A 23434-nucleotide genomic window follows, 5' to 3' on the forward strand; every position below is an offset into this window, starting at 1 on the left:
ACTGTGGCCGTGGCAAAGCGCGCGCTGATCACCGGCATCACCGGCCAGGACGGTTCCTACCTCGCCGAGCTCTTGCTGGAGAAGGGATACGAGGTGCACGGTGTGGTGCGTCGCTCCTCGAGCATGAACCGCAGCCGGATCGACCACCTCGAGCACGCGCACCCGTCGCACCTCGAGGGAGCGCGCTTCACCCTCCACTACGGCGACATGACGGACTCGGGTGGCCTGAACCGGACGGTGATGACGGTCGAACCCGACGAGATCTATAACCTGGCCGCCCAGAGCCAGGTGCAGATTTCGTTCGACCAGCCCGAGTACACGGGCAACACCGACGGACTCGGCACGACGCGGCTGCTCGAGGCGATCCGGGCCACCGGCCGCCCAACGCGCTTCTACCAGGCATCGACCTCCGAGATGTTCGGCTCGACGCCGCCGCCGCAGAACGAGCAGACCCCCTTTCATCCGCGCAGCCCCTATGGCGTGGCCAAGGTCTACGCGCACTGGATGACGGTCAATTACCGCGAGGCCTACGACATGTTCGCCTGCAGCGGCATCCTCTTCAATCACGAGTCGCCCCGGCGCGGCGAGAACTTCGTGACGCGCAAGGTGACCCGCGGCGTGGCGTCCATCGTCGCCAAGCGTTCCACGACGATCCGGCTCGGGAATCTCGAGTCCAAGCGCGACTGGGGCCACGCCAAAGACTATGTCCAGGCGATGTGGCTGATGCTGCAGCAGGACAAGCCCGATGACTACGTCATCGCCACTGGTGTGCAGTGGACCATTCGGCAACTGGCGGAGCTGGCCTTCGGGCTGGTCGGCCTCGACTGGCAGGACCATGTCGAGGTGGACAAGGCGTACTTCCGTCCGGCGGACGTCCCTGACCTGCGCGGCGACCCCAGCAAGGCCCGTGCCAGGCTGGGCTGGCGGCCGACCATCACCTTCCCGGAAATGATCCGGGAGATGCTCCAGGTCGACCTCGCCGCAGCCGGGCTCAAGCCCGAGGCGCACCTGCGAGAGCGGTCGGCGAAAGCCAGCTGATCGATCCCGGCTAGGATAAGTGGGGGATGGGGACCCGATAGCGGTGGCCGTCGACATCAAGTTCGGCACCGATGGGTGGCGTGGCATCATCGCCGACGACTTCACCTATGAATCGGTTCGAATCGCGACCCAGGGCATCGCGCAGTATCTCATCAGCCGGCCGAACCCCTCCGCCATCGTCGGCTACGACACGCGCTTCGCGTCGGACCTGTTCGCCCGCGAGGTGGCCCAGGTGCTGGCCGCCAACGGCGTCAAGGTCTTCGTCGTCAACGCCCCGGCGCCGACGCAGGTAGCCACCTACGCCATCCTCGACAAGGCGACGAGCGGCGGGCTCGTCATCACCGCCAGCCACAACCCTTACTACTTCAGCGGGCTGAAATACAAGCCCGAGTACGCCGGCTCGGCGTCGCCCGAGGTCACCGCCCGGCTCGAGGAGGAGATCGAGAAAGTCCAGCGCGGCGGGCGCGTCCGCCAGGTCCGCTTCGACGATGCCCAGCGCGAGGGAAAGATCGAGGTCTTCGACCCGCAACCGGCCTATGCCGCCCAGATCAATCGCCTCGTCGACCTGGGCGCGATCAAGGCGGCCGGCCTGAAGATCCTGCATGAGCCCATGTACGGGGCCAGCCAGGGCTACGTAAGGGCGCTGCTGTCCGGCGGGAAGACGACCGTCGAGGAGATCCACAGCGAACGCAACCCAGGCTTTGGGGGCATGCATCCCGAGCCGATCGCCCAGTGGATGCCTGAGGCCATGGAGCGGATGCGAAAGGGTGGCTTCGACCTCTGCATCGCCAACGACGGCGACGCGGACCGCGTGGGCATCATCGACGAGCGGGGGACCTTCATCAACCAGCTGCAGGTGATGGCACTGCTGATGATGTACCTGGTCGAGAAGCGAGGCTTGAAGGGCGACGTCGTTCGTTCCCTGACCTCGACGTCGATGGTCGACAAGCTCGGCGAGCGCTTCGGGGTCAAGGTTCACGAGCTCAAGGTCGGCTTCAAGTACATCGGTCCCAAGATGGCGGAGACCAACGCCATGCTGGGCGGCGAGGAAAGCGGTGGCTTCGCGTTCCGCGGCCATATCCCCGAGCGCGACGGCATTCTCTCGGGCATCACCTTCGCCGACATGATCGTCAAATACGGTCAGCCGCTGTCGAAGATCATGGCTCACCTGACCGAGCTGGTCGGGCCGGATTTCTACGCCCGCCATGACCTGCATCTCGACCGGCAGGAGTACGCGGCTCGCCGGACCGAGCTCTACGGCCGGCTGGAGAAGGAGCCGCCCACCGAGATCGCCAGCGCGCGGGTCGCGCGCTCGCGCACCGATGACGGCTTCAAGTACTACCTGGAGGACGGCAGCTGGGTGCTGGTCCGCTTTTCCGGGACCGAGCCCCTGATCCGCGTCTACAGCGAGGCGTCCTCGAAGGAGCGGGTCGATCAGCTGCTGGCGTCGCTGGAAGAGAAGCTCGGATTACGCCAACTTGTCTAGTGATTCACCCTCCCGGCAGGTTGGGGGCATCGTAAAGAAGCCCTGGGGCTGGGAGAACCGCTTCGCGATCACCGAGAAATACCTTGGCAAGGTGATTCACGTCAACGCGGGAGAGATGCTCAGCCTGCAGTACCACCGCCAGAAGGACGAGACCGTGCTGGTGGTCAAAGGCGTGATGGACCTCCAGCTGGAGGACGACCGCGGCCAGCTGCAGACCCACCGGCTGACCCCCGGCATGTCGCGCCGAATTGTTCCAGGGCGTAGGCACCGGATGATCGGGGTTGAGGACTGCGAGTTCTTCGAGGTGTCGACGCCCGAGATCGATGACGTGGTCCGCCTGGAAGACAAATATGGACGGCAGGGAACCAGCACGGCCTAAACTCACCTTTCCACACTTTCCACAGACCTGTCGCCCCGCGTCGAACATTTGTTTTCGAATACAAATTCGGTGCGAGATCGCGCGGTCTTTCCCCAGCCCCAAACGGACGTTTCCCTGCTAGACTAGCCGCCATGTCGGAAGCCCTGGCGAGTTCTTCCGCGACCCTACGGCCAGGGCAACAGGTTCGACCGAGAGTCCGTCCCACACCGCGTCCGGTCCAGTTGGGCACCCGCTACCTCGGATTGCTCTCGGCCTGGGCGGTCGCCGTCGGGCTGACCTTCAAGTCCGAGCTGCTCTCCCCGAACCAGGTCTGGCTGGCGACGGCGGGCCTCGCGGTGTTTGTCACGCTCGGTCTGGTCTTCCTCCACGCCCGCAATCGGACGCCGGCCTGGGCGAGCCTCGACCATTACATCACGCCGGTGCTGACGATCATCGCCGCGGCAACCTTCTCGATGCTGCAGACGCCCGACTACCGGGTGCACGCGGTCGCAATGCTCACCATGGGAGGTTTCATCTTCGCCAGCAGCTTCGTGGATATCTCGCGCGGCATGGGCCGCGAACGCCCACTCCACCGCTTCCTGCGCGACGCGACCACCTTCTGCGTGCTCCTCGCCCTCTTCTACCTGATCCTGCAATCGAACGACCTGGCGAATCCCATCAAGCTCACCGCGATCTTCGTCATCGCGCTGCTGAGCGGCTACCGCAGCTTCCGGTTTGCCACCAAGCGCGAGGGCCTGGCGCTGCTCTCGGCCTTTTTGACGGCTGGCACGGTCACCTTCGGTGCCTTCGGCATGGTGAACTACCTCAACCAGGGCAGCCAGTACGTCGCAGTGATCCTCGCATTCGCCTGGTACGCATGGCAGGGATTCACGGTCCACGCGCTCGACGATTCCTTGACCCGGCGGATCATGTTCGAGTACGGGCTCTTCGCCGTGATCTGCGTCTACTTGATCGCGCTCGCGCTGGTGACCGGCCGCCCGATCACCTAGCCGTCGATCGCGGGCTGCGCGGCAAACTGCCCGGCGGGATCATTCGCTCCCAGCCACTGGTACGCCGAGACCAACCTGAGGTTGGTGTCACCGCGGGCATCGAAGCTCATCGTTCCCATGGCGCCCTGGTAGTCCATGGTGAGCGCGACCTCCTTGAGTACCTGGTCGCGGGTGGGCAGCTGCCCGCCGGCATCGTCGATCGCGCGCGCGATCGACGCGATCAGGAGCCTGGTGGCATCGAAGGCTGGCAGGCTAAAGGTGCCCGGCGCGGGGCCATAGAGCTTCTGGTAGTCGCGGACGAATCCCTGTGCGGACCGAAGGCTGGCGGCGTAGGGACCGACCACGGTGTAATAGCACCCCCGCGCGGCGGCGCCGGCGGACTTCGCGAACTGGCTGCTCGCCAAGCGGTCGCTCCCGATCAGCGGCACCTGGGGCATCCGCGCCGCCATCTCGCGCCGTAGCGACGCCGCCGTGGCGATGCCCGCGCCGGCGAAGTAGACGACGTCCGCTCCCAGGTCGACCGCCCGCTGGACGCGCGATCCGAACGACGGCGGCTGGCTGGCATCGAAGGCGCCGAGATCCGATGGGTCGACGACGGTCCCGCCGTCTCGAACGAAGCGCGCGACGAACTCGGTCGCGATCCCCGATCCGAAGGTGGTCTGATCGTTGATGACGAAGGCCCGCTTCCTTCCCAACGCCTTGAACGCCAGATCGGCACCGGCCGCCCCCTCGACCAGCTGGGTCGTCACCACGCGAAAGAAATTATTGGGGCTGCGCGGGCGAAGCCGCGCGCTCAGTCCCTGGCAGTGCCCGTCCGCTGGCTCCTGGGTAAGGCACTCGTTCGTCGCGCCGGGGCTCACCATGGCGAGCTCCACCGGGTTCGCGACCGGCAGCTCACTCTTGGCCAGGCTGTCGTAGAGCGGGCCGACCATCGCCAGGACCCGAGCGTCCTCGACCAGCAACTGGACGTTCTTCGCACCCTTCGCCGGATCGTGGATGCCCTGACTGACGTCGTCGTAGGTGACCGCTTGCAGGTCGAAACAGGCATCGGGGTGGCGGGTCGAGCCGCAGACGCGTCCGGCCTGCTTGATGGCGAGGTCGATGGCGTTCTTCGCCGGCAGCCCATCCGGCGCATCGTCACCGCTCAGTGGCAGATCCACCCCCAGCTTGATGACGCCCATGGAGTGCGCTGGCGTGCCCACCCCAACCGTGCAGCCGGCGAGAAGAAGCACGCCCAACATGAGGACGGCGAGGTGGTAGCGTCTCATCTTGCGCCAGCCAGCTGCGGATCGATGCGCAGGATGCGGCCCTGGACGTCGGTGATCCAGAGCGAGCCGAAGCCGTATCCTAGGGTGAAGGTGGCGACGTCGAGCGTGCCGGACACCGCGGTCGCCCCGGAATCGATCCGCTGCAGCTTGGTGCCGCTCAACCAGACGCTCGAAGCGGTTAGCGCCATGGCGTCGAGGCCGGCCCGGCCGTCGAAGGCACCAACATCGATGGTGGCGACTACCTGGTTGGTTGCTGGATCGACGCGCGAAAGGGTGCCGCTCTGTTCGTTGCGGACCCAGACCGCCTTCGCCGTGGCGGCGATGGCGAGCGGAGTCGGTCCGATCGGGCACGGCTCGCGGCAGGGAAGCGGAATGGTGGCCGTCACCTGGTTCGACTGCCGGTCGATGCGAACCACTGTCCCGGCTCGACTATTGGCGACCCAGATCGTGTTCCCGCTGACGGCGACGCCCGAGGGCCCCTGTCCTGGTTCGTGGATCATGACGACGACTTTTTGAGACGCGGTGTCGACGCGGACGATCGCATCGTCCCAGTAGCTCGTTACCCAAACCGAGGTATCGTCCGCGGCGAGATCGAACGGCGTGACCCCGATCGGGATCGTAACGCGCGGGCGTCCGCTGGTTGGATCGAGCCCAATGATGCTGTTGGTGTCGTTTCCTGCCGCCCACAGCTGGTTCGCGTGCGTTACGACCGCGCTCGGCAGGTCGCAGCGCCGGACATTGAAGGTCGTACCCATGAAGCTGTGGACCGAGCCGAACGGCTCACAGACCCTGGTGTAGAACGCCGCCGCGTCGCCGACGCGCCAGGTGGCGACCGTTCGATTCGTCGACGGGTCGATTTTAGATACGGTGCCGTCACCGGTGTTGGGCACCCAGACCGCACCCAGGCCGGCCACCGGTGTTCCGGGTCGGGCACCGACCGCGACCTTCGCCAGTACTGGCCCCGGGCTCGCTGGGGCCGCATTGCTGCAGGCCGCGCACACGAGGGCAACCGCGATGCATGCCCGACGCTTCAAGCCAGGCTCAGATCCCCAGGTAGGCCCGCTGCACGTCAGGACTGTCCAGCAGGGCCTGTGAGGTCCCTTCCTTGACGATCCGCCCGGTCTCGAGCACGTAGCCGCGGTTCGCCACCTGCAGCGCCCTCGCCGCGTTCTGCTCGATCAACAGGATAGTGGTGCCCTCCTTGTTGATCTCCCGGATGACGTCGAAGATGGTGTCGACGAGGATCGGTGCGAGGCCCAGCGACGGCTCGTCGAGAAGAAGCACTTTCGGGCGAGACATGAGGGCCCGGCCAATCGCCAGCATCTGCTGTTCGCCCCCGGAGAGCGTTCCCGCGATCTGGTCGCGCCGCTCCTTCAGGCGCGGGAAGAAGTGGAAGATGCGCTCCTGGTCGCTGCGAATCGCCGGGCCATCCTTGCGTACGTAAGCGCCCAGAAAGAGATTGTCGCGGACGCTCATCCGGCTGAAAACCCGCCGGCCCTCGGGAGCCTGACCGACCCCCAGCATCACGACGCGATCAGGGGGCAGCCCCGAGATCACCTGGCCACGCAGCCGGACCTGGCCGTGGGCCGGCCGGTTGAGACCGGAAATCGTCCGAAGGGTGGTCGTCTTCCCCGCGCCGTTGCTCCCAATCAGGGTGACGATCTCGCCCTCCTCGATCGTGAGCGTGACCTGGTGGAGTGCCTGCACGCGGCCGTAATAGGTGTCCACGGCGTCGACTTCGAGGAGGGCCACCTGGCTACGCGCTCACGCGCTCTTCCCTAGGTACGCCTCGATGACCCGCGGGTTGCTGCGGACGTCCTGAGGCTTGCCCTCCGCGATCTTCTCTCCGTAGTCGAGGACGACGATCCAGTCTGAGATGCCCATGACGACCTTCATGTCGTGTTCGATCAGCAGGACGGTCACCCCCTGGTCGCGCACCTTTTGCACCAGGGCCATCAGGTCGCGTTTCTCCTGGGGATTGGCGCCGGCGGCTGGTTCGTCGAGGAGCAGCAGCTGGGGGTTGCTCGCCAGCGCGCGGGCGATTTCCAGCCGGCGCTGGTGTCCATAGGGGAGGTTGCGCGCATAGTTGTGCGCCTGTGGCCTGATCCCGACGAAGTCCAGCAGCTCGAGGGCCCGCTCGGTGACGGTCGCTTCCTCGCGTCGCGCCCTTCTGGTCTTGAACAAGGCGTCCCAGATCCTTGCGTGCATCCTGGGGTGCTCGCCAATGCGTACGTTGTCGAGCGCCGACATGTAGGCGAAGAGTCGGATTTGCTGAAAGGTCCGGGCGATTCCGAGTTCGGCAATTTTGTACGGCTTGAGTCCGGTGATCTCACGACCCTGAAACACGATGCTGCCGGCGGTTGCGCGGTACATCCCAGTAATCGTGTTGAACAAGGTGGTCTTGCCGGCGCCGTTCGGGCCGATCAACGAGAAGATCTGGCCTCGACTGATCGAGAAGCTCACATCATCGACGGCCGTCAGGCCGCCGAAGCGCTTGGTCACGTGGTCGACGTCGAGGATAGCGGGTGGGATGGCTTCGCCGTTCAATCGGTCCCCTCGCGTAGATCAAAGACCGACTCTTCGGCAGTTCCCTTCTCGAGCTCTTGCTCGCGGATGCGGCTGGGGAAGAGCCCTTGAGGTCGCAGCAGCATGACCACGACAAGGATCAAGCCGAACACAATGTAGTTCAAACGCTGGACTTCGTCGTGAAGGCCCACCCATCCGCCGCTGGATTGATTCAAGAACCCAAGACCCACCGCCTTGCTGGCGGCGACGGTCCAGTCCGGAAGGTTGGTCAACACGAAGAACTGGACGGTGAAGACTGTCAGCGAACCGAGGATGACGCCGGGGATGTTGCCCATACCACCGAGGACCACCATGATCAGGATGCTGACGGAGACCACGAACTCGAAATTCTCTGAGCTCACATACGACAGCTTCGCTCCGTAGAAACAGCCGGCAAAGCCGGCGAATGATGCACCAATGGCGAAGGCCAGCAGCTTGACGGCCACGGTATTGATGCCGCTGGCTGCCGCGGCCACCTCGTCCTCTCGGACGGCCATCCAGGCACGGCCGATTCGAGAGTTGTGGAGGTTGGTGACGAGGACGACACAGATGGTGACCAGGACCAACATCAGGACGTAGAAGTCCATAGGCGCCCAGTTCGAGTCGCCAAAGTCGAAGGGCGCCACGACCTTGATCGGGGTGCCGAACCAGGGTCCCGTAATGAAGGCTGGCAGTCGTGGCGAATCGATGGCGGCGATGCCATTGACGCCGCCGGTCCAGTTTCCAAGCGGCGAACCGGCCCCCAGGAAACGGAAAATTCGGGGGACGATCTCGCCGAATCCGAGGGTGACGATCGCCAGATAGTCACCCCGGAGGCGGAGCGTTGGGGCGCCCAGGATCGCGCCGAAGCTGGCGGCGACGAACATGGCGACAAGCAGCAGCACCCAGAAAGGAATGTGGAATTCGTGGTGCAGCGGGCTCCCGGAGAGCTGACCGGAAGCGAAGAGGCCGTAGGTGTAGGCGCCTATCGCGAAGAAGGCCGCGTAGCCCAGGTCCAGCAGCCCGGCGAAGCCGACCACGACGTTGAGGCCGATGGCGAGTAGCACGTAGATCCCGGCGTCCGCTGCCGTGCTGACCAGGTGATTGCCCGCCCCCCCGGTGGTGATGTCGGCAAAGCTGGGAAAAAGAAGTGCGCCGATGACGAGGAAGGTGTAGATGGCTCGGTTGCGGTCCTTGAACGTGCCCATGGCCCAGCGCATGGCTAGGTCGCTCCGCCGCAACTGACCGCTCATTTCTCCGGAACTTGCATGCCGAGCAGCCCAGACGGCCGAAAGACCAGGACAAGGATCAAGATGGCGAAGACCCAGACGTCGGTGAGGGCCGCCTGAAAGTAGGCGTTGGAGAATGCCTGCACCAGCCCGATGAACAACCCCCCAAGGGCTGCCCCCTGGATGTTCCCTATGCCGCCGAACACGGCCGCCGTGAACGCGAAGAGACCGGCGACGAAGCCCTCGTCGAAGCGAATGTTGTTGAAGTACAACCCGAAGATGATGCCCCCTGCCGCGGCCAGAGCGGCGCCGATGAAGAAGGTGGCGGCGATGGTGCGGTTGATATTGATGCCCATCAACTGGGCGGCCTCGCGATCCTGGGCCGTTGCCCGCATGGCCTTGCCAAGCTTCGACTGGGTGGTGAAGATGTTGAGGAGCGTGACCAGGATGCCGGCGCTGCCGATGACGATTAGATCTTTGATGCTGAGCGATGCGCCAAACAGCGCAAAACGCGTGTTGGGTAGCAGGTCGGGAAAGTGCACGTTGTTGGCGCCGCGCCACACGTACATAACACCCTCGAGGATGAACGACACACCGACGGCCGTAATCAAGATCGCAAGCCGCGGGGCACTACGAAGTGGACGATAGGCGATCCGCTCGATCGCGATATTGATTCCGCCATCGATGATCATGACGATGGCCGTCACGAGCACAAGAATCAAGACAACGGCGACCGAGAATGACCTGCCCTCGCTAAGGCCGAAAGCCCCAATCAACGGGATCGCGATGAAGTACCCGAGCGTGAAGATGTCGCCATGCGCAAAGTTGATCAATTCGATGATGCCGTACACCATCGTGTAGCCGAGCGCAATCAAGGCAAAGATGGCCCCATCCGCCGTTCCGTAGATCACGATTTGGAGGAACGAGCTCGGATCGGCGACGGCCTTGGGAAGGAGCAGGAAGATGACCACGACGGCGACTCCGCCGACGAAGAGCCAGCTTCCGAGCGCGCCCCTGAGCGCGGTTCGGGTTCCCTTCAGCGCCGCAGCTACTGTTGCCAACTTTGATAGGGGGAGCGGGCGGTTACCGGCCCGCTCCCTCTTATACGCGCTTTAGGCGCTTTTTGACAAGTCGACCGCGCTGTCGACGTCCCAGCCCTTGCTGGCGTCCTTGACGGCGTAAATCGTGATGACTTTGTTGGTGGTGTCCCCCCTGGTATCGAAGCTCGTATGCCCGAGAACACCCGTGTAGTCGGTCTTGTACATCTGGTCGAGGACCTGCTGGCGGCTCGGCATGTTGCCGCTGTTGGCTTTGATCGCCCGTCCAATGGCCGCCACCAGGATCTTGGTGGCGTCATAGGCCGGCATGGTGTAGGCGCCGTACGCGCTTGCGTCTGGATTCGCCTTCTTGAAGGCATCGATGGTGGCCTGTGATCCGGAAACCTTCTCGGCGGCGACCGTCGCCACGGTGCCGTACATGCCGACCGCCGTCGCGGCAGCGTCCTTGATGCACTGGCCGGTTACGATGCCGTCCCCACCGAGGAAGGGCGCGCTGTCCGGGAAGATCCCTTTCATCTGATTACGGACGACACAGGCATTGTTGCTGTCCGTACCGCCGAAGTAAACCGCCTGGGCGCCTCCTGCCGCCGCCGGGCGGAGGAAGGTCTTGAAGTCACTGACCTTGGAGGCGTTCGGGAAGTCCTGCCGCTTGACGATCGTCCCGCCGTCCTTCACGAAGCGGATGCTGAAAGTGTCGGCGATGCCCTTGCCATAGGCCTCGGCATCGGACGCCACGGCGACCTTGGTGATCTTCAACGTGTTGTAGAGATAGTCCGACATCGCGGGACCCTGGTAGTCGTCGGTCGTGGCGACCCGGAAGTAGTTATTGGTTCCGGTTGGGCGCAGATCCTTGGGGAAGGGATAGCCGGCTGCCTTGCAGTCCACGTCCGGCACCCCGCTGAGGGACTGGGGAATGTAGATGTCCTTGGTCAGGCACTGGTTGGTGTTGGCCGGGCTGATCTGGACCAGGTGTGCCTGGTTGGTGACTTTGAGCTCGGCGCGCGCCACGTTTGAGTTGAACGGCCCGATCATGCCCAGCACCTTGGTGTCGTCGACGAATTGCTGGACGTTCTGCGTGCCCTTCTGCGGGTCGTGGACGCCGTTGACGGCGTCATCCAGGTTGAAGACCTCCAGGGTGAAACCCTCGACCGTCTTCAGCTGGTCGACCGCGAACTTGACGCCGTTCAGGGTTGGGATGCCGTTCGACGTTTCCGCCCCTGACTCCGGCAAATCGACACCGATCTTGATCGTCCCCTTGTTGGCGGTGCCGCCGCTCGTCGACGTCCCGCACGCTGCGAGCGCCAGGCTGACTACGGCAAGCCCGGCGAGCAACTTAGGCAGTCTCATACGCGTCCTCCTTCCGAATTTTGAATACAAGCCCAAACTGGAAGCGCCCAGAGGCGTAGCTCTTTATACAACCTTGCCCTCAGCGCTGCAACAATCGGGGCAACTCTTCTAATACCTATTAATATTCTGCGGAGTTTCTCACAAGCATCCGGGGGTGCCGCCGTTGTGATGCCCAGCAACCCGCTACGCAAGCTTGACAACGGTTTTCAAGCGCGCGTAAGGTATCGACGCATCTCAGGAGGGCAAGCGATGGCCGAATTCGCAGAGCGCATCAAACCAAGGGCTCAGTATGTCGACGAGGCGATCGAGCTCGCCCTCGCGAACCGTTGGGTCGAGGCCGTTCAGGTCAACCGGGGCATCATGGACCGGTTTGGCCCGGACGAGGACACCCTGAACCGCCTGGGCAAGGCCTACACCGAGCTCGGCCAGCTCACCGAGGCCACCGATGCCTACAAGGGCACCCTGAAGATGAATCCGGTCAACCCGATCGCCGTCAAGAACCTGAGCAAGCTGCAGGGGCTGCGCGGCGGGCAGCCGGTCCCCACCTCCAAGGCCAAGGTCGACGTCGACGCCTTCATCGAGGAGACCGGCAAAACCTCGCTGACGGCGCTCCACGTCCATGCCGAGGGTGACCCCTGCAGCAAGGTTGCCGGCGGCGACCCGGTCAAGTTGATCGTGGCCGGGGACACCATGAACGTCGAGACGTCGCGTGGTATCTACCTTGGCCACCTGGAGCATGCCCTGGGGCGCCGGTTGATCAAGTTCCTGGAGGGCGGAAACCGCTACTCCGGAGCGGTCGCCACCTGTGACGGCGGCGCCGTCAAGATCATCGTCCGGGAGACCTACCAGGACCCGAAGTTCTTCGGACGCCCGTCCTTCCCCATCAAGAGGGGGCGTGACGAGTTCCGGCCCTACGCCAAGGAGTCGCTGCTTACCCGGAACGCCGACGTCGAGGAAACCGAGGAAGATGGTGAGGAGCCGGCCGAAGAGCTGGACGGCATGCACACGGTGGAGTCGGCCGACGACGAGGTGGAAGTCCCCGAGGCCGACGAAGACAGCCGCAAAGAAGACGTCTACTGAGAGGGACTTCCCTCCCCCTCCTTGGGAGGGTCAGGGTGGGGGCTAGAGAACCTTAGACAGAAAGGCGCGCGTGCGCTCTTGCTGCGGGGTCGCGAGCACGTCGCGGGGCTTGCCGGCTTCGACGATGACGCCGCCGTCCATGAACACCAGGCTGTCGCCCACCTCGCGGGCGAAGCCCATCTCGTGGGTCACGACGACCATCGTCATGCCATCGTCGGCCAGGCCACGCATGACGTCGAGCACGTCCCCGACCAGCTCCGGGTCCAGTGCGGAGGTGGGTTCGTCGAAAAGCATCAGCTTCGGCTGCATCGCCAGGGCGCGCGCGATCGCCACTCGCTGCTGCTGGCCACCGGAGAGTTGGTTCGGATAGACGTCGACTTTGTCCACCAAGCCGACCCGCTCGAGCAGTTTGCGCGCCCGCTCGACGGCGACCGTGCGGCTTTCCTTCTTCACCCGGATGGGCGCCTCGATCACGTTGTCCAGGGCGGTCTTGTGAGGGAAGAGATTGAAGCGCTGGAAGACCATGCCGATCTCCGAGCGCTTTTTGCAGACCTCGGCGTCCGGAAGCTCGTAGAGCTTGTCACCTCGTTCCCGGTAGCCGACGAGTTCGCCGTCGACCGACAGCCGGCCGCAATCGATCTTCTCCAGGTGATTGATGCAGCGGAGGAACGTGCTCTTGCCCGAGCCGGAGGGGCCGATCATGCACAACACCTCCCCGGGGGAGACTTCGAGGTCAATGCCGCGAAGCACCTCGAGCCGGCCAAAGCTCTTGTGCACCGCTTCAGCCTGGACCATGGGCGTAGGACTCATCGATCAGTGCCCTCTGGGCAGAGCCACGGGCATCTCCATCGGCGGCGGCGGCGGGGCATGGAAGGTAAATAAGATCCGTCGGAACCGCTGGATCGGCGTGGGCGGTAGCCCGCGCATGGAGCCGCGGGCGAAGTACCGCTCCAGGTAATACTGGCCCACCGTCAGGATCGACGTCATTGCCAGGTACCAGATGCTGGCCACGATCGCCAGCTCGATCACCTCGAAGGTGGCGCTGGCAATCTGCTGCGATCGCGTGAAGAGCTCGGGAACCGACGCGACAAAAGCGAGCGACGACGTCTTGAGCATCGAGATCGTTTCGTTGCCCGTCGGTGGGATGATCACGCGCATCGCCTGCGGAAGAATGATCCGCCGCATCACGAGCGACCGGGGCATGCCGAGCGCCTGGGCCGCCTCGGTCTGGCCGTGATCAACGGAGATGAGGCCGGCGCGGACGATCTCAGCCATGTATGCCGCTTCGTTCAACCCGAGACCTAGCGTTGCGGCCATGAACGCTGGAACCAGCGTGTTGGTGTCCGCCTGCCAGTGGATCGAGGTGAAGGGGATCCCGATGCCGATTTGTGGAAGGACCAGGGCAAGGTTGAACCAGAAGAAGATCTGAACCAGAACGGGCGTCCCGCGAAAGAGCCATATGTAGACCCAACTCACCCACGCCATCACCGGGTTTGGCGACAGTCGCATGACGGCGAGCAGCACGCCCAGGACGATCCCGATCAGCATCGCGAGGACGGTCAATTCCAGCGTCGTGACGATTCCCCGCAGGATCAGCCGGTGGGAGAGATAGTGGCCCACCACGCTCCACTTGAGGTTCGGCGCGGTGGCGAGCGTGAAGACGATTTCGGCGGCGATCGCCAGGACGACCACGGCCGCCACCCAGCGCCCGACGTGCCGAACGGGGACCGCCTCGATCGCCGCCGGACGCTGCGTTACCGCATCAGGCACGCCTGCTCGATTCCCTCAATAGGTGGGCACGCAGCTGTCACCGATGGAGTTGTTGTCGTTGAGCTTGACGGCCGAGCTCGTGATGGCCCCATCTTTTACGCCCCACGTGTTGAGGATACTGGCGTAGTAGCCCTTGTCGATCAGGTACTTGACCGCGTCCGTGATCGCCCTCTGCAGCGGGCTTTCCTTGATCATCGCGATGCCGTAGGGCGAGATGCTGCAGGGCTTGCCGGCGAGCTTCAGCCTCGAGCTGTTTTGCTTCACCGCGTAGTCGCTGACCGGCTGATCGGCCCACATGATCTCGACCCGCCCCGAGAGCAGCGCGGAGGTGACGTCGGTCTGCTTTTCGAAGCTGCTCACGGTGATCTTCTGCTTGCCGGCGGTCGCACAGTTGTCCTTGTCGTTAGGGATGGGCGTGCCGCCGACCTGCTTTCCCATGAAGCCCCAGGCGTCCATTTCCTCCGTCGTTCCGGTCTGGACCGACACGGTGTGGCCACACATGTCGGCGGCCGTGCCCACCGTGGGCCCACCCGTCTTCACCACCCAGGCCTCTCCGGCCTTGTAGTAGGTGACGAAATCGATGCCGCCGTCCTCGCGTTGCTGTGTCGGCGTCCAGCTCGACAGGCTGAACGCGTAGCGCGAGTTGCTCGCCTTGAGCTGGGGGATGATGTCGTTGAAGGTGACGTTGGTGAACTTACAGTCAACGCCCATGACTTTGCAGATGGCGCTGCCGAAATCGATGTCCCAGCCCTGGACGGCGCCGGTGTCCGGATTGATGAGCTCGTTCGGTGGATAGCTCGCATCCGAAGCGATCTGCAGCTGACCCTGGGCCTTTATCGCGGCCGGAACCTCGGCGGCAATGTTCGCCACCTGGGTCGGGCCCGAGCTCGAGGCTGCCGGCGCGGTCGACGTGCCGCCGCAGGCGGCGAGCGTTGCGGCCACCGTGACCAGAATGATTGGCAAACGCTTCATGTTTCCCCTCCCAGCGAGTCTCCTAGAGCCTCAAACAGGCTGCCAGAATTGTAGGCGACCTAACTTACCGGGCGGTGGCGTCGTCCAGCGGCCCACGAACGCGTCAAACGCTCGCACCGCACTAAAGCGCGGCTCGGCCTGCGCCCTCGCTTAGCCGACGCGCCAGTAGACGCCATCTTTCCGGTTCAGCAGCTCGCGCTCGACAAGCGCGCGCCGGAGCTGGCAGTGGTCCGGCCAGAACTCTCGGAGGATGGCGTCGACGTCCGCCTCCGCCATCCGTTTTCCCAGGGGGAAGGCGCGCACCACTTCAGCCAGGACCAGGCGGCGGCGGCTTTCCCGAGCCGGCCACTGGATGATCCGGCCTTCCCGCCAGAAGGGCCGCAGCTTGCGCGTCTCCTCGGCCGGATTCCGATCGGCGGTGGCCACGTCATATTGTAAAAACCAAAGCGTTCCGATCTTGCGCGGGTAGACTGACGGCGTGTTGCTGGCGATCGACCTCGGGAACACGAACCTGACGTTCGGGCTCTTCGAGGGTGATCAACTCCGGCATGACTGGCGGCTTGCCACCCGCCGCGACAGCATGCCGGATGAGCTTGGCCTTTCGATGGTGCAGCTGATGCGCCAGGAGGGCTTCGATCCGAAGGCCGTGGACGCGGTCGTCGTCGCGAGCGTCGTCCCGCCGCTGAACAGCAGCCTGGTGCAGGCGATCGAACGCTATTTCGGTCGAGAGCCGCTGATGGTGGGCCCGGGGATCAAGACCGGCTTGAAGATCCATTACCGGGACCCCAAGGAAGTCGGCGCCGACCGCATCGTGGCCGCCATGGCCGCCTTCAAGAAATACGGCGGTCCGCTGATCATCATCGATTTCGGCACCGGGACGACCTACGACGTGGTCTCCAAGGAAGGCGACTACCTCGGTGGCGCGATCGCTCCCGGGATGGGCATCTCGGTCGACGCGCTCTACGAACGGGCCGCGCGGCTCCAGCGAGTCGAGCTGAAGGCGCCGGCCACGGTGATCGGGCGGACCACCGCCGAGAGCATGCAGGCCGGCATCATTTTCGGCTTCACCGCCCAGGTGGAGGGAATGGTGGCCCGCATCAAGAAGGAGCTTGGCGAGAACCCCCGCGTGATCGCGACCGGCGGGATGGCGGGATTGATTGCCGCCGAGACGCCGGTGATCGAGCTCGTCGATCAGCGGCTGATGCTGGAGGGACTCCGAATGATCCACGAGCTCAATGCCTGACGAGGCGCCACTGGCGAAGCCGGAGCCGACCCCGCCGCTGAAGCCGGAATCAAGTTCGCCGATCAGCGACCCGGCCGCCATCTTCATCGCCGCCGCCACGCTCTTTGCGATCTTCATCAACTCGCAGAACGTCGGCCCGATCCTGATGTTGGGTGTGATCGCCCTGCTGCTCGAGCTCCGCTTGCGCCCGAAGGACTGATAGGCTGGTAGCCCGTGAAAATCGGTCCCTACACGCTCGTCTCCCCGGTCTACGTCGCGCCCATGGCGGGCGTCACCGACGCGCCCTTCCGCAAGATCGCCCGCGAGTTCGGCGCCGGGCTGGCGTGCACCGAGATGATCAGCAGCGAGGCGCTCGTCCGCCAGCACCGCGAATCGTTCCGGCTGATGGACCTCCAGTGGGACCAGCGACCCGTTTCGGTCCAGCTGATGGGGGGCGCTCCGGGTGTGATGGCGCAGGCCGCTCGTATGGCGGAAGAAGCCGGCGCAAACATCATCGACATCAACATGGGGTGCCCGGTGCCCAAAGTCGTCAAAACCTCGGGCGGTTCGTCGCTGCTTCGCGATCCCGACCTCGCCTCCCGCGTCGCGGAAGCCGTGGTCGGTGCGGTGTCGGTGCCGGTGACGGCCAAGATCCGCCTCGGCTGGGACTTCGCCACGCGCAACTACCTCGAGATGGCGACACGGCTGGAGGCGACCGGCATCCAGGGCCTCGCTGTTCATGGCCGCACCCGCTCGCAGCGCTACGACCCGTCCGCCGACTGGATGGCGATCGCGCAGGTCAAGGCGGCGGTCAAGATCCCGGTAGCCGGCAGTGGCGATCTGCGAACGGCCGACGACGCCGTCCGGCGCATCCGCGAGTCCGGCGTCGACGCCGTGATGTTGGGCCGCGGCATCCTCGGCAACCTCTGGCTGGTGCGCCAGACCGTGGCTCGGCTCACGACCGGCGATTCGCTCCCCGCCCTCTCCTGGATCGAGCAGATCGAGTTGGTGCGGCGGCACTGCGACTTGGTGCTCGAGTATTACGGACCGGAACGTGGCCCGCGGCTGCTGCGCAAGTTCATTGCCTGGGGCCTTCGGGGCTTCCGGGGCGCAGCCCGGCTGCGGACGATGGTCCAGTCGGTCGCGAGTCCCGCGGATGTAACGGTTGTCCTCGATGCCGCGCTGGCGATCGATCCCGGCCCCTTCTCGCTCGACGGCGAGATCGAGGATGCTCCGGTATCCCGCGAAGCCGCCTGACCCAGGAACTTTTCTGGCTCCCCCGCGTCGTATGGGCATGGAACGTATTGGGCTGCTCCTGTTCGCACTCCTACTTGCCGGCTGTGGCGCACAGGCGGCCGGTCCGGGTCCAAGCCCGACGCCCAGCCCATCCGGGATCGTCTCCGGGACGAATGGCCCCTTCTACGCCGTCGCGTCGCCCGCCCAGCTGGCGGCCGGCGGTACCGTTCACCTGACGGTGACCGTGACTGGACCGATCGACTATGAGATCGGCTGCGTCCAGACCCTCCATATCTGGGCCGAGGACAGCCAGCGCCGGCAGGTCTGGCAGCAGCCGGTGCCGGCGGTCATGTGCATGGCCCTCGGCCACAAGCCGCTGAAGGCCGGCGAGACCGCCATCTTCACCGCGGATTGGCCGACGTCGAGCACGCTGGCGCCCGGTTCCTACACCCTCCACGGCCTCTTCCTGGTGGTGCTTCCGATGGGTGCCGCAATGCGGGTCCGGGAGAATCTGGCACCGCTGACGATCCAGATTCTGAGCTAGCGAACTCGCGGCGGGAATCACGTATAATACGGCGGCTTTTGATGGCTAGCATGGAAAACGACAAGGTCGTATACCTCACGCAGGAGGGTCTGAACCGCCTGCAGGCCGAGCTCGAGGTGCTTCGTAACAAGCGCCGTCCCGAGGTTGCCGAGCGCATCCGGCAGGCGAAGGAATTCGGCGACATCAACGAGAACGCCGAGTACGACGACGCCAAGAATGAGCAGGGTTTCGTCGAAGGCCGGATCCTACTGCTCGAGAAACTGGTGCGGAACGCCAGCATCATCGAAGGCAAGCACGTCAAAGGTGTCGTCGAGGTCGGCTCGACGGTGAAGGTCCACGACGAATACGGCGACGAGGCCTTCACGATCGTCGGCTCCGCCGAGGCGGAACCGAGCAAGGGTCGGATCTCGCTCGAGTCGCCGGTCGGCAAGGCGCTCCTTGGCAAGCACGTCGGCGACGACGTTTCGGTCGTCACGCCCGGCGGCTCGACCAAGATGCTGATCATCGAGGTCCGCTAGCGACCGAGACCGCCGATCTCGTCATTGTCGGCGGCGGCATCATCGGCTGCGCCACTGCCTTCTTCGCCCAGCGCGCCGGCCTGAAGACCATCGTCCTCGAAAAGCGCCCCGCGCTTGCGACACTCACCACGCCGGTCGCCACGGGTGCCTTTCGGCTGCAGTTCGACAACCCCGAGGAGGTCGAGCTGGTCCGCGAGAGTGTGGCATTCTTCGACGACCTCCAGCAGAGGGTCGACCTCGGGCTGCGCCATCAGGGGTATCTGTTCGTCGCTCGCACCGACGACGGCGCCCGGACTCAGCGCGATCTCGTCGCGGCCCAGCGTACGTGGGGACTCGATGATGTCGAGCTCCTGGACGGCCCGGACGCGAGGCGCCGTTTCCCGTACCTGGCGGGCGACATCGTCAATGCGCGCTTCCGCCAGGGGGATGGCTGGCTCGACCCGCGACGCCTAGCCCTCGAGCTGGCGCAGGCGAGCGGGGCACGCTTCGAAACGGGCAGGCTCGTGACCGGTTTCGTGCGGGAGGGCGATCGCGTTCGCGGCGTCACGACGCCGGCCGGATCGGTCGCCGCGGAGACCGTTGTCATCGCGGCCGGGCCGCTCTCCGGGCCCCTCGGCAGGCTGGCGGGCCTCGACCTGCCCTTGGCAACCGTGCGCCGGCAGAAGCTGATCATCCCCGACGTGCCGCAGGTGCCACCCGATGCGCCGATGACGATCGAGTTCGAGACCGGCGCCCATTGGCGGCCCGCAGGCCGCGGAGCTCACGCGCTCTGGACCGCCCCCGCGCCGGCCGAGCCACCGCTCGACGATGTCCCAACCTCCGCGGCCTTCGCCTTCGGTCTCCTCGACCCGACGAGCGATCACGCGCTCGCGCGCACCGTTCCCTTCTGGAAGGACGTCTGGAACTCGTCGCGGTTGTCATGGTGGTTGCAGGCCGGCCAGTACACCTACACTCCCGACCGGCGACCGCTGTTGGGACCGACCGAGATACCCGGGCTGGCGGTCAACACCGGCTACAGCGGTCACGGCATCATGGGCAGCATTGGCGGCAGTCGCCGAGCCGTGGACGCGATCACCGGGCGGTTGAAGCCGGTGGATAATCCGTTCCGGCCGGATCGGCCGATGCACAGCCGCTCCTTCGACATCCTGTAGCGGTCCGAAAAGCGCGACCCTTTAGACTTTCGCGGAATGGAAGCTGAGCGGAGCGAGCAGGAGCTGCAGCGGCGACAGAAACTGCAGACGCTTCGCTCGCAGGGCATCGAGCCGTACCAGAGCCGCTTCGATCGCACCCACAGCTCGGCGGACGGTGTCGCCTTGTTCGAGCAAGCAGAAAAGTCTTCAGGTGCGGAGGCCCGCAGCGATCGCGTCGCCCTCGCCGGTCGCCTGGTTGCGATCCGGGTGATGGGGAAGGCCACCTTCGCGCACATCCAGGACTACGCCGGGCGGGTCCAGCTCCTGGCCAAGGTCGATAAGCTCGGGGAGGAAGCCTACAAGCGATTTACCGACCTGGACCTGGGCGACATCGTCGGCGTGCACGGCACACTCTTTCGGACCAGGCGTGGCGAGATCACCTGCGAGATCGAGGATTTCGTCCTGCTGGCCAAGGCGCTGCGACCGTTGCCCGAGAAATACCACGGTTTGAAAGACAAGGAGCTCCGTTACCGGCAACGCTATCTGGATCTGATCGCGAATCCCGAGGTGATGGATGTCTTCCTCAGCCGCAGCCGCCTGGTGGACGAGACTCGGACGTTTCTCCGCGGCCGCGCATTCGTCGAGGTCGAGACGCCGGTTCTGCAGGCGATGGCCGGCGGGGCCGCCGCGCGCCCCTTTCGCACCCACCACAACGCACTCGACATGGACCTCTATCTGCGCATCGCGCTCGAGCTATACCTCAAGCGGCTCATCATCGGCGGCTACGACCGCGTCTACGAGATCGGCCGGATCTTCCGCAACGAGGGAATGGATCAGTGGCACAGCCCCGAGTACACCATGCTCGAGCTCTACCAGGCCTACACCGATGTCGAGGGCATGATGGAGCTCACCGAGTCGTTGGTGATTCACCTGGTCGAGCGGGTGAAAGGCCATCCCACGATCCAGTACCAGGGCCAGGAAATCGCGTTCACCCGGCCCTTCAAGCGAATCGAGATGGTGGACGCCGTCAGCCGGGTGGTCGGTCAGGACGTGAGCAAGGCCGATGTGCCGGCCCTCGCGGCGCTGCTCAAGCAGTACAACATCGAGCCCAAGCCCGGCCTTGGGTGGGGCGGCCTCGTCGCCGAGCTGTTCGAGGAACTCGTGCAGGACACGCTGGTCCAGCCAACCTTCGTGCTCGGGCACCCGGTTGAGGTTTCCCCACTGGCGCGGCGCCGCACCAGTGACCCGCGTCTGACCGATCGCTTCGAGCTCTTCATCGCCGGGGAAGAGATCGCCAACGCATTCTCGGAGCTCAACGATCCTGATGATCAGCGAACCCGCTTCGAAGACCAGGCTCGTGCACGCGCCGCGGGCGATGAGGAGACGCATCCGATGGACGAGGACTTCCTCACGGCGCTCGAATACGGCTTTCCACCGACCGGAGGGATGGGGCTGGGCATCGACCGGCTGATCGCCATCCTCACCGACCAGCCCTCGATCCGCGACGTCATCCTCTTTCCCAATCTGCGTGCCCGTCATGCTGAGTCTTAACTTCATCCACGAGCACCCGGACCTCGTCAAGGAGGGCGCGCGCAAGAAGGGCGAGCCGGCGCCGGTCGATGAGATCCTCCGCCTCGATGCGGAGCGCCGCGAGATGGTCACGAAGCTGGAGCAGCTGAAGGCCGAGCAAAACCGGCGATCGGCCGCCATGGCGAAGAGCCGCGACGAGGCGGCGGTCGAAGAGCTCCGCCGAATGCGGGACGAGGTCAAGGCCCTCGAGCAGAAGGTCGCGCCCATCGACGCCCGGCTCAACGCCCTGCTACTCGAAGTCCCGAACCCGCCGGATGATTCAGTACCGGAAGGGAAAGACGCCACCGACAATGTGACGGTCCGGACCTGGGGTCACGAAGGTCGCAAACCGCCCGGTTTCAAGATGCGGCCCCACTACGAAGTCGCCGAGCGGCTCGCCATCATCGATTTCGAGCGCGCGGTCAAGGTCACCGGCTCTCGTTTCGTTTTCCTGAAGGGTGCCGGAGCACGGCTCGAGCGCGCGCTGATCAACTTCATGATGGACTTGCACATTCGTGAGCACGCGTATACGGAGATCCTGCCGCCGCAACTGGTGAATCGAGCTTCGATGACCGGCACCGGCCAGCTTCCGAAGTTCGAGGAGGACGCCTTTCGCATCGAGAAGCGCGATCTCTTCCTGATCCCGACCGCCGAGGTGCCCGTCACAAATCTCTACCGCGACGAAGTGCTCGACGCCACGGATCTGCCCATCAAGCACGTCGCCTGGTCGACGAACTTTCGGAGCGAAGCGGGCGCCGCCGGCAAGGATACCCGTGGCTACATCCGGCTCCATCAGTTCAACAAGGTTGAGCTCGTGAAATTCGTCGAGCCTGCGACATCGATGGACGAGCTCGAGTCGCTGGTCAGGGACGCTGAGTCTGTGCTCCAGTTGCTCGAGATCCCCTATCGAGTGCTGCTGATGTGCACCGGCGATATGGGGTTTGCTCAATGGAAGAAGTACGACCTTGAGGCCTACGTCCCCGGTGACGACCGCTACCTCGAGGTCTCGTCCTGTTCGAACTTCGGCGACTTCCAGGCGCGCCGCGCCAATATCCGGTATCGGGAGAAGGGCGGTAAGCCGCAGTTCGTCCATACCCTCAACGGGTCCGGCCTGGCCCTGCCGCGCACCGTGGTCGCGATCATCGAGAATTATCAGCAGGAGGACGGCACCATCCGAGTACCCGCTGCGCTGCGCACCTACATGGGTGGTCTCGACGTCATTCGGTGAGCGGCGCGCTCCCGCAGACTTAGAGCGAAAGGAATCCGCTGATAGCCGGTTTGCATATGGCAGATGGCCATCACGAACGTCCAACAGGGCGTCATCACCGAGGCGGAGTTCGCCAAGATCTGCATCCTTACCTCGAACGGGCGGCTCATCCCAACCCGTGCACTGGCGGACGACGATCGCCGTGATTTCGAAATCCATATCCGGCGGCACTTCGGGGAGAGCTTGGCGGTCCAGCTCAAGACCGCCAAACGCCTCCGGCTCCATGGCCGATCGCGCGTCTTACAAGTCAATTTCCGGGAAAAGGCTCCACTGATCAGCGACCCTCGGCTGCTCTACTTCTTGGCGCATTTCGACATCAAGATCCGGGGCTTTACCGATCCCGTGTTCCTCGTTCCCTCACCGTTCTTTCACAAGCACGCGCTTCACGGGGTCGGCCGCGGCGCCATGCAGCTGCAGTTCAAGGCAAGCATGGAGCCGGACGCGAAAGACATGTGGGCACAGTGGGCACTGGAGCAGTCCGAACTCGGTCAGCGCGTGCTGCACATGCTCAACGCTCAGCCGGGCCACTCTCGCCTGGACCCGAAGGTTGAGCAGCTGATCGCGATGAGCGGCACCGTCTGGCTTCATCGGCCGTCGTCAATCGTCGTCCCCAAGCGTAACCGAGCGGCGTAAGCGTCCGTATTATTGATGCTCGCCGGAGGGATGGCCGAGTGGTCGATGGCGGTGGTCTTGAAAACCACTAAGGTGCAAGCCTTCGGGGGTTCGAATCCCTCTCCCTCCGCCACGTTCTGAATACGAATCGGATAGCCTTCCCTGCTAATTTCTCT

The 23434-nt window shown here is 64.6% G+C and carries 25 protein-coding genes and 1 tRNA gene; 15 read left to right on the forward strand and 11 right to left on the reverse strand.

Features of this window, described 5'->3' with window-relative positions; all coding sequences use genetic code 11:
- Positions 1-3: 3 nt before the first annotated feature.
- The 4 genes from gmd (at position 4) to VHK65_06095 (ending at position 3892) form a co-directional block, all read left to right on the forward strand.
- Positions 4-1038, forward strand: coding sequence for a GDP-mannose 4,6-dehydratase (gene gmd / locus VHK65_06080; GenBank protein ID HVS05719.1), 1035 nt, complete (start codon positions 4-6; stop codon positions 1036-1038).
- A gap of 19 nt (positions 1039-1057) precedes the next feature.
- Complete coding sequence (locus VHK65_06085) at positions 1058-2524, forward strand: phosphoglucomutase/phosphomannomutase family protein (GenBank protein ID HVS05720.1); 1467 nt, start codon at positions 1058-1060, stop codon at positions 2522-2524.
- A complete protein-coding gene (locus VHK65_06090) occupies positions 2517-2903 on the forward strand; it encodes a cupin domain-containing protein (GenBank protein ID HVS05721.1) in 387 nt (128 codons plus the stop codon). The genes VHK65_06085 and VHK65_06090 overlap by 8 nt, the downstream gene beginning before the upstream one ends.
- Before the next feature lie 131 nt (positions 2904-3034).
- On the forward strand, positions 3035-3892 hold the full coding sequence (locus VHK65_06095) for a hypothetical protein (protein HVS05722.1): 858 nt from the start codon (positions 3035-3037) through the stop codon (positions 3890-3892).
- Here the strand turns inward: VHK65_06095 and VHK65_06100 are convergent.
- Genes VHK65_06100 through VHK65_06130 form a run of 7 tightly spaced genes read right to left on the reverse strand, consistent with a single transcriptional unit; the run spans position 3889 to position 11338 of the window.
- Positions 3889-5160, reverse strand: coding sequence for a branched-chain amino acid ABC transporter substrate-binding protein (locus VHK65_06100; GenBank protein HVS05723.1), 1272 nt, complete (start codon positions 5158-5160; stop codon positions 3889-3891). The genes VHK65_06095 and VHK65_06100 overlap by 4 nt on opposite strands.
- Positions 5157-6194 carry a hypothetical protein gene (locus VHK65_06105; GenBank protein HVS05724.1) on the reverse strand — a complete coding sequence of 346 codons (1038 nt, stop codon included), beginning with the start codon at positions 6192-6194 and terminating at the stop codon, positions 5157-5159. The genes VHK65_06100 and VHK65_06105 overlap by 4 nt, the downstream gene beginning before the upstream one ends.
- A gap of 7 nt (positions 6195-6201) precedes the next feature.
- The gene (locus tag VHK65_06110; GenBank protein HVS05725.1) at positions 6202-6912 is read right to left on the reverse strand and encodes an ABC transporter ATP-binding protein; all 711 of its coding nucleotides are present in this window, start codon (positions 6910-6912) and stop codon (positions 6202-6204) included.
- A 12-nt stretch (positions 6913-6924) separates the two neighbouring features.
- Entirely contained in the window at positions 6925-7707 is a 783-nt protein-coding gene (locus VHK65_06115) for an ABC transporter ATP-binding protein (protein HVS05726.1), read from the reverse strand.
- Positions 7704-8957: a hypothetical protein gene (locus VHK65_06120; protein HVS05727.1), complete on the reverse strand. Its 1254-nt coding sequence runs from the start codon at positions 8955-8957 to the stop codon at positions 7704-7706. The genes VHK65_06115 and VHK65_06120 overlap by 4 nt, the downstream gene beginning before the upstream one ends.
- Positions 8954-9994 carry a branched-chain amino acid ABC transporter permease gene (locus VHK65_06125; protein ID HVS05728.1) on the reverse strand — a complete coding sequence of 347 codons (1041 nt, stop codon included), beginning with the start codon at positions 9992-9994 and terminating at the stop codon, positions 8954-8956. Before VHK65_06125 ends, VHK65_06120 begins: the two co-directional genes overlap by 4 nt.
- 51 nt (positions 9995-10045) lie before the next feature.
- On the reverse strand, positions 10046-11338 hold the full coding sequence (locus VHK65_06130) for a branched-chain amino acid ABC transporter substrate-binding protein (protein ID HVS05729.1): 1293 nt from the start codon (positions 11336-11338) through the stop codon (positions 10046-10048).
- 249 nt (positions 11339-11587) lie between these two features.
- Between VHK65_06130 and VHK65_06135 the strand changes: the two genes are divergently transcribed.
- Entirely contained in the window at positions 11588-12418 is an 831-nt protein-coding gene (locus tag VHK65_06135) for a tetratricopeptide repeat protein (GenBank protein HVS05730.1), read from the forward strand.
- A gap of 42 nt (positions 12419-12460) precedes the next feature.
- Here VHK65_06135 and VHK65_06140 read toward each other — a convergent pair whose 3' ends face one another.
- The 4 genes from VHK65_06140 to VHK65_06155 all read right to left on the reverse strand — a co-directional run bounded on the left by VHK65_06140 (position 12461) and on the right by VHK65_06155 (position 15586).
- Positions 12461-13228 (reverse strand): amino acid ABC transporter ATP-binding protein, encoded by a 768-nt coding sequence (locus VHK65_06140; protein ID HVS05731.1) that lies wholly within the window; start codon positions 13226-13228, stop codon positions 12461-12463.
- A 3-nt stretch (positions 13229-13231) separates the two neighbouring features.
- Entirely contained in the window at positions 13232-14188 is a 957-nt protein-coding gene (locus VHK65_06145) for an amino acid ABC transporter permease (GenBank protein HVS05732.1), read from the reverse strand.
- A gap of 15 nt (positions 14189-14203) precedes the next feature.
- On the reverse strand, positions 14204-15160 hold the full coding sequence (locus VHK65_06150; protein HVS05733.1) for a transporter substrate-binding domain-containing protein: 957 nt from the start codon (positions 15158-15160) through the stop codon (positions 14204-14206).
- Positions 15161-15310: 150 nt separating this feature from the next.
- Positions 15311-15586, reverse strand: coding sequence for a DUF2087 domain-containing protein (locus VHK65_06155; protein HVS05734.1), 276 nt, complete (start codon positions 15584-15586; stop codon positions 15311-15313).
- 52 nt (positions 15587-15638) lie between these two features.
- On the opposite strand from VHK65_06155, the gene VHK65_06160 reads away from it, so the two are divergent.
- From VHK65_06160 to VHK65_06205, 10 genes are all read left to right on the forward strand, one after another.
- Positions 15639-16403 (forward strand): type III pantothenate kinase, encoded by a 765-nt coding sequence (locus VHK65_06160; GenBank protein ID HVS05735.1) that lies wholly within the window; start codon positions 15639-15641, stop codon positions 16401-16403.
- The gene (locus VHK65_06165; GenBank protein ID HVS05736.1) at positions 16396-16602 is read left to right on the forward strand and encodes a hypothetical protein; all 207 of its coding nucleotides are present in this window, start codon (positions 16396-16398) and stop codon (positions 16600-16602) included. Before VHK65_06160 ends, VHK65_06165 begins: the two co-directional genes overlap by 8 nt.
- A 14-nt stretch (positions 16603-16616) precedes the next feature.
- Positions 16617-17639, forward strand: coding sequence for a tRNA dihydrouridine synthase DusB (dusB, locus tag VHK65_06170; GenBank protein ID HVS05737.1), 1023 nt, complete (start codon positions 16617-16619; stop codon positions 17637-17639).
- Positions 17640-17676: 37 nt separating this feature from the next.
- Entirely contained in the window at positions 17677-18162 is a 486-nt protein-coding gene (locus VHK65_06175; protein HVS05738.1) for a BsuPI-related putative proteinase inhibitor, read from the forward strand.
- A gap of 41 nt (positions 18163-18203) precedes the next feature.
- Positions 18204-18680 (forward strand): transcription elongation factor GreA, encoded by a 477-nt coding sequence (greA, locus tag VHK65_06180; protein HVS05739.1) that lies wholly within the window; start codon positions 18204-18206, stop codon positions 18678-18680.
- Between the two features lie 41 nt (positions 18681-18721).
- The gene (locus tag VHK65_06185) at positions 18722-19831 is read left to right on the forward strand and encodes an FAD-dependent oxidoreductase (GenBank protein HVS05740.1); all 1110 of its coding nucleotides are present in this window, start codon (positions 18722-18724) and stop codon (positions 19829-19831) included.
- A 36-nt stretch (positions 19832-19867) separates the two neighbouring features.
- A complete protein-coding gene (gene lysS, locus VHK65_06190) occupies positions 19868-21361 on the forward strand; it encodes a lysine--tRNA ligase (protein HVS05741.1) in 1494 nt (497 codons plus the stop codon).
- On the forward strand, positions 21348-22607 hold the full coding sequence (gene serS / locus VHK65_06195) for a serine--tRNA ligase (GenBank protein HVS05742.1): 1260 nt from the start codon (positions 21348-21350) through the stop codon (positions 22605-22607). Before lysS ends, serS begins: the two co-directional genes overlap by 14 nt.
- 63 nt (positions 22608-22670) lie before the next feature.
- A complete protein-coding gene (locus VHK65_06200) occupies positions 22671-23279 on the forward strand; it encodes a hypothetical protein (protein HVS05743.1) in 609 nt (202 codons plus the stop codon).
- 24 nt (positions 23280-23303) lie between these two features.
- Positions 23304-23391, forward strand: a tRNA-Ser gene (locus VHK65_06205).
- Positions 23392-23434: the final 43 nt, after the last annotated feature.

This window comes from Candidatus Dormiibacterota bacterium (assembly GCA_035544955.1).
In the GTDB taxonomy this organism is placed as follows: domain Bacteria; phylum Chloroflexota; class Dormibacteria; order CF-121; family CF-121; genus CF-13.